This is a genomic window from Paenibacillus polymyxa (genome assembly GCF_001719045.1).
Taxonomy (GTDB): Bacteria; Bacillota; Bacilli; order Paenibacillales; family Paenibacillaceae; genus Paenibacillus; species Paenibacillus polymyxa_B.
Window position 1 is genome coordinate 5,542,877 of record NZ_CP015423.1, and the last position, 16,149, is coordinate 5,559,025.

At 43.7% G+C, this 16,149-nt stretch carries 12 protein-coding genes; 10 read left to right on the forward strand and 2 right to left on the reverse strand.

Translation table 11 applies throughout. From position 1 onward, the window contains the following. Positions 1–16: 16 nt before the first annotated feature. A complete protein-coding gene (locus tag AOU00_RS24755) occupies positions 17–2,293 on the reverse strand; it encodes an alpha-galactosidase (protein WP_069291911.1) in 2,277 nt (758 codons plus the stop codon). Positions 2,294–2,375: 82 nt separating this feature from the next. Next, positions 2,376–3,362, reverse strand: a complete 987-nt coding sequence (locus AOU00_RS24760) for a LacI family DNA-binding transcriptional regulator (RefSeq protein ID WP_069291912.1) — start codon at positions 3,360–3,362, stop codon at positions 2,376–2,378. A 177-nt stretch (positions 3,363–3,539) separates the two neighbouring features. Here AOU00_RS24760 and AOU00_RS24765 point away from each other — a divergent pair, with 177 nt between their 5' ends. From AOU00_RS24765 to AOU00_RS24810, 10 genes are all read left to right on the forward strand, one after another. Continuing rightward, positions 3,540–5,348 (forward strand): sensor histidine kinase, encoded by a 1,809-nt coding sequence (locus AOU00_RS24765; RefSeq protein WP_069291913.1) that lies wholly within the window; start codon positions 3,540–3,542, stop codon positions 5,346–5,348. After that, positions 5,341–6,447 (forward strand): response regulator transcription factor, encoded by a 1,107-nt coding sequence (locus AOU00_RS24770; protein WP_069291914.1) that lies wholly within the window; start codon positions 5,341–5,343, stop codon positions 6,445–6,447. The genes AOU00_RS24765 and AOU00_RS24770 overlap by 8 nt, the downstream gene beginning before the upstream one ends. A 198-nt stretch (positions 6,448–6,645) precedes the next feature. Further along, positions 6,646–7,947, forward strand: coding sequence for an ABC transporter substrate-binding protein (locus AOU00_RS24775; protein WP_069291915.1), 1,302 nt, complete (start codon positions 6,646–6,648; stop codon positions 7,945–7,947). A 78-nt stretch (positions 7,948–8,025) separates the two neighbouring features. After that, complete coding sequence (locus tag AOU00_RS24780; RefSeq protein WP_061830977.1) at positions 8,026–8,904, forward strand: carbohydrate ABC transporter permease; 879 nt, start codon at positions 8,026–8,028, stop codon at positions 8,902–8,904. 28 nt (positions 8,905–8,932) lie between these two features. Further along, positions 8,933–9,775: a carbohydrate ABC transporter permease gene (locus AOU00_RS24785; protein WP_061830975.1), complete on the forward strand. Its 843-nt coding sequence runs from the start codon at positions 8,933–8,935 to the stop codon at positions 9,773–9,775. A 487-nt stretch (positions 9,776–10,262) separates the two neighbouring features. Next, positions 10,263–10,964 carry a response regulator transcription factor gene (locus AOU00_RS24790; protein WP_069291916.1) on the forward strand — a complete coding sequence of 234 codons (702 nt, stop codon included), beginning with the start codon at positions 10,263–10,265 and terminating at the stop codon, positions 10,962–10,964. After that, positions 10,961–11,947: a sensor histidine kinase gene (locus AOU00_RS24795; RefSeq protein ID WP_069291917.1), complete on the forward strand. Its 987-nt coding sequence runs from the start codon at positions 10,961–10,963 to the stop codon at positions 11,945–11,947. The genes AOU00_RS24790 and AOU00_RS24795 overlap by 4 nt, the downstream gene beginning before the upstream one ends. A gap of 101 nt (positions 11,948–12,048) precedes the next feature. Continuing rightward, complete coding sequence (locus AOU00_RS24800) at positions 12,049–12,828, forward strand: ABC transporter ATP-binding protein (protein ID WP_061830969.1); 780 nt, start codon at positions 12,049–12,051, stop codon at positions 12,826–12,828. Then, positions 12,794–14,806 (forward strand): ABC transporter permease, encoded by a 2,013-nt coding sequence (locus tag AOU00_RS24805; protein WP_069291918.1) that lies wholly within the window; start codon positions 12,794–12,796, stop codon positions 14,804–14,806. Before AOU00_RS24800 ends, AOU00_RS24805 begins: the two co-directional genes overlap by 35 nt. 210 nt (positions 14,807–15,016) lie before the next feature. Next, complete coding sequence (locus AOU00_RS24810) at positions 15,017–16,123, forward strand: TolC family protein (protein ID WP_069291919.1); 1,107 nt, start codon at positions 15,017–15,019, stop codon at positions 16,121–16,123. The last annotated feature ends 26 nt before the right edge of the window (positions 16,124–16,149 follow it).

Here is a 16,149-nt window from a genome sequence, read left to right on the forward strand (position 1 = left end):
CTAACTGCATTTGTTATTAGTTAGAGATAGCTTTAAGGCGGAAGGTAGAGCTGGCGAAATCTCCAGAGAGATCCGAGACAACAAGCCCAATTTTCATTAGGCGGTCACCTCCAAAAATTTCGCCATCAAATGCTACGCAGAAGGGGGAACCGCCATCTTCCACTAAGGTATTACCCGCATGGACTGCTGTGTTGCCCGTCGCTCCGTGTTCGATTATATACTTTTTATCTGGGTCAAGTCCTTTTAGAGTTAGTCGCCGGATGGGCCCATTCGGTTCAGCTAGTACGCGGAAGTAAGCGACAAAAGCTTCGGACTGGTCCTCGCTAACGAACATCCAGGCCGTATCGCCTCGGCCTTCAAATGGACTAAGGAGTCGATACATATCTCCCTGCTGTACGAGGGAACGAATTTCCTTATACTGGGCAATTTGTTTGGCAGCGAGCTCCTTTTCTTCATTTGTAAAGGCAGTTAAGTCAAGTTCGTAGCCAAAATTCCCGCTCATTGCCACGTCGCCGCGTATAGCGAGGGAGGTGATTCGTCCCACCTGGTGATTTGGTACGTTCGATACGTGTGCGCCCATGGTACTGGCTGGATACACGATGCTTGTGCCGTACTGGATAGCCAATCTTTCAATGGCATCGGTATCGTCACTGGTCCATGTCTGCGGCATATAGTAGAGCATTCCGGGATCGAATCGTCCACCGCCTCCGGAACAGCTTTCGAACAAGATGTCCGGGAACTGGGAAGTCAGACGTTCCATCAGATCGTAAAGTCCGAGCATATAACGGTGTGCAGTTTCCTTTTGACGTCCACTAGGAGCAGTAGCCGAAGCAATCTCTGTCATATTACGGTTCATGTCCCACTTGACATAAGTAATCGGAGCGATCGAGAATACGGAGCTAAGCGTCTCATACAAGTAGTCACATACTTCCTTGCGGGAGAGATCGAGCACCAGTTGGGATCGGCCTTCCGTCCGCCGCCGGCCTTCCGCATGCAGGCACCAGTCGGGATGGCTGCGGTACAGTTCACTATCCGGTGATACCATTTCCGGCTCAACCCACAAGCCAAACTGTAATCCTTGTTCATTAACCCGTTTTGCCAGGTCAGCAAGCCCACCAGGCAGCTTGCGACGGTCTTCAAACCAGTCTCCAAGCGAACTGTCATCGTTGTCGCGCTTACCAAACCAACCGTCATCTAGAACAAAGAGCTCAATTCCAAGGGGTCCTGCTTCCTTGGCAATCGCTTCGATTTTGTCGGCGTCGAAGTCGAAATACGTGGCTTCCCAATTGTTCACGAGAATCGGACGTTCTTTGTCACGGTAAGCCCCTCGGCACAGACGTGTGCGATAGAGTCGGTGATAGGTGCGTGACATGCCTCCAAGACCTTCTTCGGAAAAGACCAATACGGCTTCAGGGGTCTGGAATGACTGACCCGGCTCAAGCCGCCAGGAGAAGTCAAAAGGATTGATTCCGATACTTACACGAGTCTGATTGAACTGCTCTACTTCTGCCTGTGCGACGAAGTTGCTGCTGTAGATTAGACTGAAACCGTACACATCCCCACGATCTTCAGTCGCATCAGGACGAAGTAGTGCCAGAAAGGGGTTCATTTGGTGGCTGCTGGAACCCCGTCGGCTCTCGAGCCGAATGGAACCGGGTCCGAGATCACGGCGTTGGATATGTCTTTCCCGAACCCAGGCTCCAGATAAGTAGAGAGCTTGGTAGTTGGAATCGGCGAAGTCGACAGAGGCACTCATGGCATGTTCAATATTTATGGTAGCGCTTCCCTTTTGTTCAAAAAGAGCAGACCTAGCAATAGCACTGTGGTTCGCAAATACAGTATAGAGCAGTGTAGTCTTAAGCCCCGAGTATTGATCCTCAAGGATCAAAAAGAGGGTTGTGGCTTCATCATCCGATTCGGTATAGACGGAAGGAAGTCCCTCGAGCTTTGGTTTACCCGGTTCAATACGGTAACCACTATATTTCAGCTCCGTAGTCCGAGTTCCGTCCGCAAGTGCAACCTGGTAAGCTGGTTGACGAAAGTCGCTTGTTCCATACTGGGGGTATTCCTGAGGAAGCGTGTCCAAAGAAATTGTACGGCTGGAAGAAACGGGAGTGGGAGAGAAGGAGCAACGCTCCCTAAGCTCCAATATACTTGCGAGACTTTGGTCATGATGAAGTTGAGCTCCCCAATAGACATGTGCGGGATATCCTTCTACAAGCTGGATAATATAGCTGCAATCCTTGGACTGCAAATGAAACAAACCAAGCGCCTCGTTAACATGAATGTTCATGATATTCACTCCTTAGGGGGTTATCATTATTGTTTTACGTAAGGATACTGATCAATGACAACAAGACTCTCAAGTACTGATGTTAGCCTTTTTTGCATGAGCTCTCCCGAATGACAAGCTTAGTCCCGATCACGCTGTACGCAGGTGGTTCACGTCCCTCAAACCGTTCAGAGAGCAGTTGCACGGCCGCCTTTCCCATCTGTTCGGGATAAGCACGGACAGTGGTTAGCGGTGGCTGCACGAAGGCTGCCATCTCAATGTCGTCGAAGCCGACAACAGCCATATCTTCGGGTACCTTGACTCCATGTCCATGAAGGGCGCGGAGGGCGCCAATAGCGAGCGGATCGCTTGCAGCGAAGCAGGCTGTCGGTCGTTCCTGTTGGGTTAGGAGTTCGTTCATCATGAGATAACCATCCGCGGTACTCCAGGCACCTATGCGGACGAATTGAGGATTGTACAACCCCTGTTCCCGCATGAATCGTTCAAAATAATGCGCTCTTCGCTCACCGTCGCTCTTACCGCCGATAAATCCGATTTGTTGGTGGCCAAGCTCAAGTAGATGACCGAGTGCCTGATCAACAGCTTGCCGGAAATGAAGTCGTACAGAATCATACTCCAGCTGTTCATGGTACTGGTCGACAAGGACAATGGTGTTCTTGTCAGGATGAAGCTTGAATACCTCTTCAGGGTCAACGCCACCCACAACAATCAGACCGTCCGCCTTCTGCAGGGTGCCGATGGATGAGCGGCCTCGCAAGGTCTGGCCCAACGTCAGGCCAAGCTCTTCACAGCGCAGTTCGATTCCACGGCGGATCGAAGCGTAATACGGATCGTCTCTTTCCTCCTCAATAGAACACCACAGCAGGAGTGAGACCGTTTTCCCGGCACGTTCCGTATTCTGCTTTAATTGCCTCAGCCGAGTAGGCTTATACCCGAGTTGCTCGGCAACCCCAAAAATTCTGTTTTTAGTGTCTGGGCTTACGGACAGTGACAGATCGTTATTTAAAACCCTTGAAACGGTTGCGGCAGACACACCCGCTTCGCGGGCAATGTCTTTAATGGTTGCCAAAAGAGTTCACACCTTTTTAGTTAATAATTTTACTAAAAATCGACTTTATCCTAACACATCTCTAAAGCACTTTCAAGAAGAACGGTTGAATTTTTTTAACTTTATTTTTGATCTACTACTGTAGAGATTGTTTGTGTTAACATGATGAATATTCTCTTGATGACGGAGGGGTCCTAGTTGAATATTCTGTCACTAGCTCGTAAGTGGTTTGGCCGACTTCGCTTTAAAAGCAAGGTTATAACGGTGTTTCTTCCGCTAATTATTATTTCTCTGCTTGTTCTTGGACTGTTGTCCAACCAACTTTTCAGCCGTTCTTTGATAGAGCAAACCACCAGTAATGTGGTCGATGAGTCTCAGCTTATCTTGTCTAGGACCGATTACATATTCAGGAGTGTGGAAACGGCGGCCAATATTATGGTCACGAATATTAACCGGATGTATGATTCATACGGTGCCAAACCTGATACTGCCATGGAGCCTATTCAGTTTGGAAACTTGATGCAGAGCCGCTTATCCATTGATTTGTCAATCTTTCGTGAGGTGGATGCCGCTGTATTTATTGATAACGAAGGGACGATTTTCGCCTCTTATACCGAAAGCGGGGATGATCGCAAGATCTATAGCATGCTTAAGCAGGTAAGGGAATCTGAAAGTTATGGACAGGCCCTCTGGTTTGATATGGAGAAGAGGGATTTCCTAACACCAGATCGGAGCTCTCCCGTTTTGACGCTGGGGAAGATGGTCATTAATATAGACACCGGCGAACCCTATGGAACGCTTTTTCTGTTAGTGAAGGAAGAAGGTTTGTCTGATTACTTTCGTTCAAGCGATCCAGATGCACCCAAATCTTATTATTTTTTAGATAACGAAATGCGCGTGGCTGTGGCAGAAGACAATGAGATGTTGATGAATCTGGTGAATCCACAGCTGGGTGAGGCCATCCAACGTTGTGCACCTAATGCATCCCATGGAACGTGCTCATTCGAGTATGAGGGCAATCTGGTAACGGTCACGGATTATAACCGGATGGATTGGAAGTTGGTCAATATTGTTTCTCTTAGCCTGCTTACGGCTGATGTCCGGCAAAATGTTAGACTGTCGCTCTTAATCGGCGTGTTATGCCTTATTTTTTCCTGGCTGGGCGCTAGCTTTCTATCTAAAATGGTCGTTAGCCCTCTCGAACAACTAACTAGGGCCATGCGGACTGTTGTAACCGGTGACTTGCAATCGGTTACAACAGTCCGCACAGAGGATGAGATCGGTACCATTGCTGAAGCGTTTAATTTTATGATAAGACGAGTTCGGGAGCTGCTGGATGAGGTAAGGCAGGAACAGAACCGTAAGCGTGAATATGAACTTGCACTAATAAGTGCCCAAATTAAACCGCATTTTCTGTACAACACTTTGGATACCATTTATGCACTCAATGAGTTAGATCGTAATGAGGAGGCGAGAGATACTACAAAAGCGCTGGCAGATTTTTATCGAATGGTGCTGAACAAAGGACGGGAATTAATCACTTTAGAAAAGGAAGCTCAGATTACTGATGATTACCTGACGATTCTGCAAATCCGTTATCCCGATGTGTTTCGCTATGAAGTGGATATCCCTCCCGAGCTTGCAGGTACACCGATCCCGAAGCTCTCGCTTCAGCCGCTTGTCGAGAATTCGATTTATCATGGTCTTAAGAAGAAAGAAACAAAAGGTTTTATCCGTATTTTTGCCTTTAAACAGGGAGATAAGGTGGTCGTTCGAGTGCAGGACAACGGTGTGGGGATGGATGAATTCCAAGTTCAGACTATCATGTCCAGACATTTACCGAAAGAAGGAATACGATCAATCGGTACCTACAGTGTTCAGCAACGACTGAGCCTCTATTTTGGCGAAGAGTATGGGATATCCGTGCAAAGTGTGCTCACGGAGGGAACAACTGTTGACCTGATGCTGCCGATGCTGCCAAAGGGGAGTGAACACCAAGATGTATAAAGTAATGATTGTCGATGATGAACCGCTGTTCCGAGACTTTCTGCGTATTAAGATAGATTGGGAAAGTCATGGCTTTCGGGTTTGCTGCGAAGCAAGGAACGGCCAGGAAGCACTTCAGGAAGCCGAGCGGCATCAGCCGCATCTCGCCCTCGTAGATATCAATATGCCTTTTATTGACGGAATTGAATTAGCCGAGAGGTTGAAAGTCAAGTTCGAACGCATCGTTATTGTATTCATATCCGGACATAACGAATTTGAATACCTACAGAAGGCGGTTCGAACCGGAGTACAGGATTATTTGTTGAAGCCGTTCAATGCAGAAGAAATGCTCTCGATGTTGGAACGTATTAAGCCGAAACTACCGGTGTTTCCACAGGAGAGCGAAAGTACCGAGTGGGGTAAGCATGGTAGCGAAGCGTTGCACGGCAGAGCAGGTATGCCTGATTTGGGACATCTGCGTGATGCGGTCGTGCTAGACCTCCGAATGAAAGACAGTGAAACGTTAGAGGAGGTCCGTAAGGCAATCCGGCAGCTTAGTATATACAAGTGGGGGGATGAGTACGCAGATGCGATGCTTATGGGAATTGTATCTCTAGCACTTTCCTTTGCAAGTGAACGCGGTATTCCTTATGATCGGCTATGGGATGAAGGAGGGAACAAATCTCCTTACGACCGGCTGCGGGAGTTGGATTCCTGGGAGGCTGCTGAAGGTTGGATGCTCGCCTTATACCGCAAGCTGATCCAGCTGATGGAGAATATGCGTCCTACGAAGGCTTCCAATTTGTTTGCGGCGGCGATCAATTATATCGAGGAACATTATGCAGACACAGAGTTGTCTGCTGAGCAGGTTTCGTGCGGAGTTTTCGTCGATCCCAGCTATCTCCGGCGCGTTTTTCGCAAGGAGTCTGGCTTCTCCATAGTGGATCATATTACACACATCCGGATGAAAAAGGCCAAGGAGCTTTTGCTGTATGGAAATCGGAAGCTGTCAGAAATCGCTGAAAGTGTTGGATACAGTGACCCCAATTATTTTGGAAAATGCTTCAAGAAACGCTTTGGCATGACACCGACTGAATATGAGCAACTTAAAAAAAGGTAGCGCCTTTCCTACGAGGCAGGACAAATCGATTTAAGCCTGGCCGTTTTCCTATATATGGAGAACCGCAGCTCTTTTTGTCCCGTTTTTTACTGATTAAGCCCGTTTTATTCCTTAATCAAAAAAAGAAGCGGCAGTATACTGTAGTCATGCAAATGAAAGCGTAATCATAAAACACACTGCATGAGGGGGATTAAACACATGAAAAAAACTTACAGAAGTTGGAGTGCAGCTTTGCTAGTGCTCACCATGTCTATTGGATTGGTCGCTTGTGGCGAAGATAACTCGACCTCTTCCAAGAGCGAGGCAGGGGACGGTACGATCAAATTGAAGGTGTATGCGCAGCATTTTGATGACGATACCATAAAGCCGTTCGATTATGCGGTGGAAGAGCTCAAAAAGAAGATGCCAAACGTAGAGATTGAACTGGATCCTGCCGTGCAGGATGGAGGCCAGAAGCTGAAAACCTATGCGGCAACGGGAAACATGCCGGACATCTATTTAGCGGATTGGTCTGTTCTGCAAACTTTCGCAAAATCGAAAAATGTTGAGGTGCTGGACAACTATGACACAACGGCCGAATTCAAGAAGAATCTTAACCCGGGTGTTGAATCGCGTTTGGTAGCTCCAGACAATCATGTATATGCTTATCCCGAAACCGGTATAGAATTCCAAATGATCTATTATAACAAGTCAATTTTTGAGAAGGTCGGAATCAAAACACCGCTTAAGACGATTGACCAGATGGCGGATGCAGCGAAAAAGTTGAAAGCCGCAGGTTATGTGCCTATGTCAATCTTTGCCAAGGAAAAATGGATAACGACCGCTTTTTATAATGGACTGGTTACAAGGGAGCAGCCACATGGATTCGGAGCACTTGATCAGAAAGGTGTAATAGCATTGCCGAAAGCATTTGTAACAGCGGCTCAGCAGATGAAGCAATTGCAGAGAGCCGGATTGTTCGATGCCAACGCCACGAATACCAATTATGATCAGGCATCGTCCTTATTTTATCAAGGGAAGGCTGCTATGTTCGTGAACGGACAATGGGAAATTTACAGTTCACAAGAAAAGCTGGGTGACCAGGTTGACTGGATGTACTGGCCTGCAAAGGATGAAGCAACCTACGAGAATTCCAAATATTTCATAGACGGCTCGGGTTCACCACAAGGTTACGCAGTATCACCGAGTAGCAAGAACAAGGAAACAGCTGTAAAGGTAGCGGCCTTCCTTGCCACCAAGTCAGCCGAGTACAGATACACCCAACTTGGAAGTCCAATTGTTTCGCAGAAAGTGGATAAGCCAATGGCCTCTAATGTCCCAGCAATGATGCAGCGAGTCGTCAAAGAGTTGCTGCCAAACGCGCAGGAATATGCTCAACTTCTGAGCAATACAAAAATTCAGAACACTATTAATGACAATACTCAAAATTTAATGGTAGACAATTTCTCTGAACAGGATTTTGTGAACAATCTGAATAGCACATTGGAAAAAGAAAACTGAGAATTCAGGGATTCGGCAACCCTTGGCGGATAAGTCGCTGGGGGATGCTGTTCCAAAGATAAGGGGTGGAAGCAAGACATGAATAAATATTTGGGGAACAAATCGGCGCTCGCACTGTTTCTCCTCCCTGCTTTGATACTGTACAGTGTGATACTGATATATCCTGTTCTGCAAACTGTTCTTCGCAGCTTTTATGATTGGGATGGCCTGAGTACGCTGACCTTTTCGGGACTGAGTAATTATCGGGAACTGTTCTCCGATCCTCTACTTGCTACTTCGCTTAAGAACGGATTAATCTTTGCTATTGTACTGGCGGTCTTTCAGATCGGACTGGGGACACTATTAGCGCTAATCTGTGCGGACCCGCGCACACGCGGGCGAAAAATACTGAAAACGTCTTATTTTATCCCAGTTGTCTTATCGGTAACCGTGGTGTGCCAGCTGTGGATCGCAATCTATGACCCAACTAACGGATTGATCAACCGGCTGTTTGATCTCTTGAACATCCCTTATCAGCAAAATTGGCTAAGCTCCCCGACAGCATCGATTATTGCCATCGCCTTCGTTAATGCCTGGCAGTTTATGGGGTATCAATTTGCGCTGCTATATGCAGGAGTTAAGTCAGTACCCGAGGACTACTTTGAAGCCGCCACGATTGACGGCTGCAGCAAATGGAGAGCGCACTGGCATGTCACACTTCCTCTGATGAGGGAAACTTACAAATTCTGCTTTATTATTGCGATTACCTCTGGAATTGGGGCCTTTGTGCAGATGCTGATTATGACAAATGGTGGCCCCGGCACTACAAACTATACAATGACATTCATGATTTACCGCTATGCTTTCATGGAAAGCAACTATGGGTATGCATGTGCTGTATCCGTGCTGCTTGTACTAATCTCACTATTGGCAACTGTAGTCATCAATAAGCTGTTCGACCGCGGACAAACCGCCTGATAAGGCGTGTATCGAAAAGGAGAACGAAATGAGTAAAACCGCTTTGAGCAAGTTTAGACAAGCTGTTCTGCAGATACCGCTGTGGTTGTATTTTATTGTTTCGGTCTACCCGTTGTTCTGGATGGTTTCCTACTCGTTCAAGAACAACGATGAGATCTTTGTCTCTAATCCATTTGGATTGCCGACGCATTTTCGTTACGAAAATTACATTAATGCCTGGACGCAGTTTAATATTCCCCGTTACTTTCTGAACAGTCTAGTCGTATCAACGATTTCGACTCTGTTCATCCTTTTACTGGCTCTGATGTTTGCCTTCGCAGTGGCTCGTATGAGATGGAGGTTTCGTTCTGCCGTTCGGACTTATATGATCATAGGAATGTTTATGCCACTGCAGGTTATCATGATACCGCTGGCGATTCTGGTTCGCGATTTTCATCTTACCAATACGTATGGAGCTCTTATTCTTCCTTATATTGCAATTGGACTTCCTTTCTCGTCCATGATTTTTTACGGGTTTCTTATAGCAATTCCTAAGGAGATTGAAGAGGCGGCTTGCATGGATGGAGCTAATATTTATAGACTGTTCCTGAAAATCATTATGCCACTTGCATTGCCTGCAATTGCGACTGTAGCCATTTTTCAATTCTTGAACAACTGGAATGAGTTCACTTTGGCCTATATTCTAATTTCTGATGAAAATATGAAGACATTGCCACTCGGCTTGCTTTTCTTCCAAGGCTCTTACAGCACAGATTGGGGAGCCATGGGGGCTGTTATGACTATGGCCTCCTTACCGATGGTACTCGTCTATCTGTTCTTGAGTGAACAAGTGGAGCGGGCGATGACGGTAGGTTCGGCTGTAAAAGGATAGAAAGGATAGACTGCCCGGGGTTGAGAATCAGAAAAAGATTCTCAACCCCGGGCAGTTTTGTTATGTACATACGTTAGTTCAATCCGACGATGGTCTGTAGGTAATCAGAAACCTTACAGCAAAGAAATGTTTTTGTAAGATTCAACTGTTGTTCGTTATGTAGAAACTAATTATGCTGGTAAATAGCTAGGCAAGGAAAGAAGTGAGCAGACTTGAAAGATCCAAAGCAAAGTTTCAATGAAATATTAAAAAATCGTAAAAAAACCATTTTAACAGTAATAGTTGTCGTTACTATAATTATATTGTTAATCACTCTGGTATTTGGCACCATGCATATTATCCGGGGTTCTATATACACCACCACGAAAACCTCCTAAATCTACAACCCAAGGGGATTAGATTGTTGTTATTGCTTGAATGATCAAATAAAGGCATTATAGAGAAATCAGTTGTTAAAAATTCAAGCACTAAGAAGGTAGAAAACATAATGCAAAAGATATTAATAGTAGAGGATGACCCTCAAATCAGCTCCTTGCTCCAATCCTATCTTGAAAAGTATGGTTATCAAGGAGTTATTGTTTCAAATTTTGATCAAGTTTTAGTTGCCTTTCAAAAGGTGGAGCCTGATTTGGTACTACTTGATGTGAATCTTCCTCGTTTCGATGGATTTTATTGGTGTAGACAAATACGGACTCAATCTACATGTCCCATCCTTTTTGTGTCTGCACGCGATGATAAAATGGATCAGGTCATTGCTTTGCAAAATGGAGCAGATGATTACATTACGAAACCATTTTATCCCGAAGTACTGTTAGCCAAAGTAGAAAGTAATCTGCGACGTGCCTATGGTTCTTATGCCGTTGCTCCAAAATCACGTTCCTTAAAAGTGTCAGCTTTGACGCTATATCCCGATATTATGGAACTTGTGTTCCATGACAAGCAGGTCGAAATTAGCCAGAAAGAAGCAGCACTGTTAGAGCTATTGATGACGTATCCTAAACAGGTTGTGGGTAGAGTTCATCTCTTAGAGGCTTTATGGGATGATCACCAATATGTGGGCGAGAACACATTGAATGTTTATGTCACTCGGGTCCGTAAAAAGCTGAGCGAGCTGGGACTGGGGGATATCATAGAGACGGTTAGAGGGGCTGGCTATCGGCTTCACTTGACTGAGGAGGATGAACGGTGAAGCTTTTTTGGCGTGACCATTTTTCGCTGGTGATTTTTAATATCATCCAACTTTTTCTTGTGTTAAGTATCTATTGGTTGGATGGTTACCGTAACTGGTCGACGGCCCTGTATTCCGTCTTTTTTGGGGCTTCCATATTGCTGGTTTATTTGCTCTTCCGATATGTCTTGTACTCTGGTTTATATCGAATATTATCCACTGCAAACCTAAGAGATTTAGATGAGCTTATTCAGATGAAGGTACTTAATCCGTTAGCCTCTTCTTTGCAACATTTGCTTTTACAATATTACCGATTGTATCAGTCTCGAATTCATCAGTTAGAGCATCAGCAGCGTGACCATATTACATTTATCAATCAGTGGGTTCACCAGATGAAAACTCCACTTGCTGTTATTCATTTAATCCTCAAAGGAAAAATAGATCCTGAATCTGATCAGATTTACGATGAAATTGATCGAATGGGAAAAGGACTAGACATGATTTTATATATGTCACGGTTGGAATCCTTTGAACCTGATTTTCATGTGGAACCTGTTGTATTACGAAAACTGGTTAGTGATGTGATCTATGATAACAAAAGACTATTGATTCGTAACGAAATTTATCCTTCCAATGAAGTGGACGAGCAGTTGTGTGTGATAACCGATGCCAAGTGGCTAAGATTCATAATTAACCAATTGGTGACCAATGCGGTGAAGTATTCTTCAGGTCATGCCCACAGTCTGAAACTGATGTCTCACGTAAGAGATCATGTCATTGTGATGGAAGTACAGGATGAGGGAATTGGTATCCCTAAAAAAGACGTAGAACGGGTATTTGAGGCTTATTACACAGGTGAAAATGGGCGGAAGTATCGTGAATCAACCGGGATGGGTCTCTATTTGGTGTCTGAAATCTGCAAAAAACTGAATCATAACATTCAGTTAAAATCGACGGTTGGTGAAGGGACGACGGTTCAAATCCTGTTTCCAATTCGCAAATGAGAAACCTTACAACAGATTTAAGGTTTTTGTAATGTTAATCGATCGCTTCACTTGTCTGGATGGATTATGATCATGACATAGGAAAAAGAAAGGAATGAATTATGGAGATTGTACGAATGGATCAAGTCACCAAAATATACTATGGCAAGGTTCCCTACCGAGCCCTTAACAACATCCATTTAACGATCAAACAAGGCGAGTTTGTTGGCATTATGGGGCCGTCTGGTAGTGGGAAGACTACATTATTAAACATGATTTCAACTATTGATATGCCGACTTCTGGCGAGGTTTGCATTAAAGGAGAAAATCCACATCAGCTCAAGAAGGATAAGCTGGCTTTATTTCGTCGCAAAGAGCTGGGATTTGTATTTCAGGACTATAATTTGCTGGAAACTCTCACTTTGGGAGAGAACATATTGTTTCCTCTGATGCTGAATAAAAAAGGATTAAAGGAAATGGAGCACAAACTGGAAGAGGTAGCGAAGAAACTGGATATTATTGATATTTTGGATAAACGACCTTATGAGGTGTCAGGGGGACAAAAGCAAAGGGCAGCTATAGGCAGGGCTATTATTCACTCTCCTTCACTCTTGCTCGCAGATGAACCCACTGGAAATCTCGATTCCATGTCTTCACGTGTTGTGATGGAAATGCTGGGGCTTATCAGTCGTGTGGATCATTCCACAATCGTGCTGGTAACACACGGAGCCGTGGAAGCCAGTTATTGCGATCGGGTTATTTTTATAAAAGATGGTGAGTTATATAATGAAATCCATCGTAGTCATAGTCAGCAATTATTTTTTCAAGAAATTATAGATATACTCTCCTTTTTGGGGGGAAGTAGACATGCGCATGAGCTTTCGTCTGTTAGCATGGAATAATCTCAAGCACAATGTGCGTGCTTATGTACCTTACTATGTAAGCAGCTCATTGATGATTTCGATTTTTTTCGTATATGCGATATTTATTTTTCACCCGGATGTCTCAGATGCAATCACAGCAGCTAATGTAAAAAAGGGATTACAAGTTGCTGATCTGTTGATTTTTGTGTTTTCCTTTTTCTTCGTATTATACACAAACCATATTTTTGTTGCTGCACGGAAAAAAGAATTTGGTATACTGACCATTTTAGGGACACATCACAGGCAGATTTATTTTTTGGTCGCATATGAAAATCTAATTATAGGCTTTTTATCCTTAATTACCGGGATTATCGGAGGATTTGTTTCAGCGAAATTCTTTCTACTTTTGGGCTCGAATGTCATAAGAATGTATTTAACGTTTTATTTTCCTTGGAAAGCACTGGCTTTCACCGTGGTGGGCTTTATGTTTTTGTTTATATTGATCTCATTTGTGTCTGTTTTCTTCATACGCTATTTTAAATTGCAGCAGCCTTTTAGCAAGGTTTCACAGCTAAAAAAGGATTTAAAAGCTTCATGGAGCCTGTCCTTTCTTGCCATAGTATTAATAGGAGCGGCTGTATATTTGATGAGGATTGATTTTCCACCCTACATTTATCTGGCACCGTATCGTTTGGGGACTCTTTCTTTTTATATATTACACTATTCAGTTGGAGACACATTTAAATATACAATTGTAATGGGATTTATTGGTGTTTACTTATTTTACACTCAATTATGTGTACTATTCATTCAATTGCTTAGAGCTAACAGGAAATGGTCTTGGAGCGGAATACGCTTATTATGGTTATCTGAGATCACATACAAAATCAGGAATAATGCCGGGCTGTTTTCATTAATTACCCTAATTTCTATCATTTCCTGTGTAGGAGCAGCATCAACGTTTGACTCCATGCAGCAGCAAAAAAGATTTCTTAAGGAGCAATCTTATTCATTTGCACTTACTTCTGATGTTGTAAGTTCTATAGAGATTGAAAAAGAGATTGACCAAAATCTTCATACGGCTGGGGTAGATTATTCGAAAGGTGAAGTGTTGATCTTTCCCTTTCATGAACAGCTCGCGCCAGTGATGAAACAATCCAATTATGAGGCTCTTGCATCCAGGTTTAAGGAGCTAAAACAGGCAGTAGCGCTTCGGGATCATCAAGGCTTTTTCATTTTTGATTCAAACGGGATGTCTTTAGAAGAACAGAAAACCTTTTTTGAAAAAAAGCTAACTTACAATCAAGGAAAATCTCAGATTATGAATATTCAGATTATGGATACTCAGAAGTTGGACCATAACTTAAAGTCTGATGAAAACATCATCTCTGAACTAGCACGGTTACTTGTTGTTCCAGATCGAACTTACGACCATTTAATTGAACAACGGTATTTCAATGATCCATTGGCATACAAATCTGTTTACTACTTTGTGCCAAAATGGAAGAATGGTCAACTTTCTTTAGATACTTCAGAAACTCAACAGGAGATATGGTTGTATTCCGTGTTGGCCAACAAGGTGAATAAAGGGGTGCTTAACTCTAGAGCAGTGGATTATTTGACATCGGAGATGGATCTGAATATTAGCGAATTTATTGGCGGATTTATCGCCATTATTATGTTGGCAAGCACTGTAAGTCTATTGTATTTCAGATTGTATGTAGATCTTCAACGGGATGAGGAAATATACCGAGCTTTATCGAAAATCGGACTAAACTCAAGAGAAATGAGACGAGCTGCATCCAGACAAATTGCTTTCTTATTTCTTCTGCCATTAGTCGTATCATCCATAGGAATAGTGCTTTGTTTAGTTATGTCAGAACCATCTGGAATATATGTAGTGCCCTTTCGCATTACGCTTATTCAGATTATGCTGTGCTTTTGGGCAATCCAATTCTTTTCCTTTCTTATTGTACGGTTCCTGTACCTTCGTCAATTGGATTTGAAGATGTTATAAGGAACGATAAGCTGTGTGTAAAAAAGTTGCAGAAGGGGAGGAGTGGTTCCTCCTTTCTGGAATCTCCACGGATTATAGACGATGCAGCTCTCAATTCACGATTTCCTTGATGGGGAGTCATACAAAGAAATTGTAGTGTAGAGTAAGAATTGAAATTCATATAACAACGTATTTATTAGACTTAATAAACTTAGAAAGAGGGGGATATCTATGAAAAAAAGTGTGTTTATTTTATTGTTGTTGGCCTTATCAACCAGTTCTTTTTCAGGGTCCTTTGTTCAAGCAGAGGGGCAGCAATTGGCTTCCAATGCAAGTGTGAAACTAACATTGAGTCAAGCCCAGCTATGGGCACGGTCTAATAGCTTTAGTTTGAAAGAAGCCCAGCAAACGATAGAGCGTAACCGGATTAACCTAAAAAATGCAGGTAAGAATCTGGATTTCATTCCAGCAGGTGCAGGCAACGGTGAAGAGGACGCGGCTAGTAGTTCTGCTTGGAAGGGGTATGCCTCATCGACGGTTTCTTATTTGGAATCCAAGAAGCAAATCGAACTTGCTCAAGATCAGACAGACTACACCACAATGAAGGACTATTACGACGTACTTTTGGCTGACAACAAAGTGAAGAGTAGTGAGGATGCACTTTCGCTTGCGTTATTGGAGGAAAAAACTGCTGAGGCGAAAGCCAACCGTGGAAAAATTTCTCCAGGTGAACAAAGCACCATTATTCAGACTCGTTTAGAAGCTGAAAAGAATGTAGAGATTGCAAAATCTGCACTGCAAAAAGCGTTAGAGGTGCTAAACACCCAAATGGGGCAGCCGCAAGGTACGGTATATGAACTGGTTGATCGACCCGCTTACCGGAAAATGGATAACACGAATTTGGATACGCTTGTGACGCGTGCAATCTCGGCGAGTCCTTCGGTATGGAGACAGGAGGAGGCTGTCAAGCTGGCAAAAATGGAAGTTAAATATTACACATGGAACTCGGGAACGGACGATTATGAAATTAAACAGATTGATGTAGACTCAGCGGAAGGTGGACTCAAAAATACCAAGGATCAATTGGCAGAATCACTAAAGAGTCTCTACTTTAACTTACAGCAAAATGATGAACAATACGAACAAATGCAAAGTAATTTACAGAACGCTATTAAAGTGTTGGACATATCTCGTAAAAAAAGGGAACGTGGATTTGCCACAGGTACGGAGGTTGCCACGAATCAGTTAAAAGTGAAGCAAATTGAACGGAATAAGGATGAACTCATTATTCAAATGACAATGCTGCAACATGCTTTAAACAAACCGTGGAGCGTATAGGTTTTAGAAAAAATACATTTTAAGGG

Bases quoted from the DNA above. Each gene is read 5' to 3' on its own strand.
- AOU00_RS24755 (WP_069291911.1), bottom strand. From the start codon at position 2,293: ATGAACATTCATGTTAACGAGGCGCTTGGTTTGTTTCATTTGCAGTCC.
- AOU00_RS24770 (WP_069291914.1), top strand. From the start codon at position 5,341: ATGTATAAAGTAATGATTGTCGATGATGAACCGCTGTTCCGAGACTTT.
- AOU00_RS24775 (WP_069291915.1), top strand. From the start codon at position 6,646: ATGAAAAAAACTTACAGAAGTTGGAGTGCAGCTTTGCTAGTGCTCACC.
- AOU00_RS24780 (WP_061830977.1), top strand. From the start codon at position 8,026: ATGAATAAATATTTGGGGAACAAATCGGCGCTCGCACTGTTTCTCCTC.
- AOU00_RS24785 (WP_061830975.1), top strand. From the start codon at position 8,933: ATGAGTAAAACCGCTTTGAGCAAGTTTAGACAAGCTGTTCTGCAGATA.
- AOU00_RS24790 (WP_069291916.1), top strand. From the start codon at position 10,263: ATGCAAAAGATATTAATAGTAGAGGATGACCCTCAAATCAGCTCCTTG.
- AOU00_RS24800 (WP_061830969.1), top strand. From the start codon at position 12,049: ATGGAGATTGTACGAATGGATCAAGTCACCAAAATATACTATGGCAAG.
- AOU00_RS24805 (WP_069291918.1), top strand. From the start codon at position 12,794: ATGCGCATGAGCTTTCGTCTGTTAGCATGGAATAATCTCAAGCACAAT.
- AOU00_RS24810 (WP_069291919.1), top strand. From the start codon at position 15,017: ATGAAAAAAAGTGTGTTTATTTTATTGTTGTTGGCCTTATCAACCAGT.